This window comes from Burkholderia sp. E168m23 (assembly GCF_016586125.1).
Classification (GTDB): domain Bacteria; phylum Pseudomonadota; class Gammaproteobacteria; order Burkholderiales; family Burkholderiaceae; genus Burkholderia; species Burkholderia orbicola.
In genome coordinates this window covers 1-1,080 of the sequence record NZ_BCPP01001459.1, presented here as the reverse complement: position 1 = coordinate 1,080, position 1,080 = coordinate 1, and the positions used below count along the sequence as shown (strand labels likewise).

The 1,080-nt window shown below is 68.9% G+C and carries 2 protein-coding genes; both read right to left on the bottom strand.

The features are described from left to right. Positions 1–746: Hpt domain-containing protein (locus JMF90_RS38145; protein WP_201326451.1), on the bottom strand; the 746-nt coding region annotated here is incomplete at its 3' end. 33 nt (positions 747–779) lie between these two features. Further along, a partial coding sequence (locus tag JMF90_RS38140; RefSeq protein WP_201326450.1) for a response regulator occupies positions 780–1,080 on the bottom strand: 301 nt, incomplete at its 5' end.

Sequence of the window (1,080 nt, the reverse complement as noted above, 5' to 3'; positions counted from 1 at the left end):
TCGATCACGAAGCAGCACACCGCGACGATGTCGTCCGACGGCACGTCCGATTCGACCCACAGCGACAGGTCGGCGCCCGTTTCCTCGCGGCCGACGATCCGGCCGAGATTGCCGAGTTCCTCGGTGAGCAGTTCGCGATCCTTCGCGTCGACGCCCACGAGCGTGATCTTCAGGTGCGGGCCGCCGGCATCGGCGTCGGCCGCCGGATGCGCGGCCGCGACGGCCTGTTCGACCACATGGTCGGGGGCGCGATCGCCGGCAGCGGCGGGTTCGACGACGGCGGGTGCCACGGCAGCGACCGGTGCAACCGGCGCGGCCGGCGCAGGCTCGGCGGCCGCAGCAGGCGCGCCCGCGCCGCTTTCGGCCTTCAGCCGTTCGAGCTTCGCGCAGATCGTCGCGGCGGCGGCCGCGTCCGGTTCGGCACTCGCGCGGTAGTCGACGAGCTGGTCGGACAACACGTCCTTGGTTTCCAGGAACGCGTCGATCATTTCCTTGGTCAGCGTCAGCTCATGGTTGCGCGCGCGGTCGAGCAGCGATTCGAGGATGTGCGTCGTATCGGTCAGCGCGGAAAAGCCGAACGTCGCCGCGCCGCCCTTGATCGAATGCGCGGCGCGGAAGATCGCCGCCAGATCCTCGGGATCGGGCGCATCGACGTCGAGGTTCAGCAGCAGCTGCTCCATCTGCGCGAGCAGCTCGTCGGCTTCGTCGAAAAAGGTCTGGTAGAACTGAGTGATGTCGAGAGTCATGCCCGGTCACCGGTTGAATTCGTCGCGTTCATGTCAGGAGGCAGCCGGCTCGGACAGCGTCGCGACCAGCTCGACGAGCACGCCCGGGTCGATCGGCTTTTCGATCCAGCCGGTCGCGCCCGCGTCGCGTGCGGCGTCCTTGAACGCATCGCTGCCCTCGGTCGTCAGCACGAGGATCGGCGTGTCCGCGTACGCGGTCAGCTTGCGCAGCGCGGCGATCACCTCGAGCCCGCTCTTGCGCGGCATGTTCTGGTCGGTCAGGACCAGGTCGTACGGCGCCGTCGCCGCCATGTCGAAGCCGGCTTCGCCGTCCGGCGCCACCGTCACGTCGTAG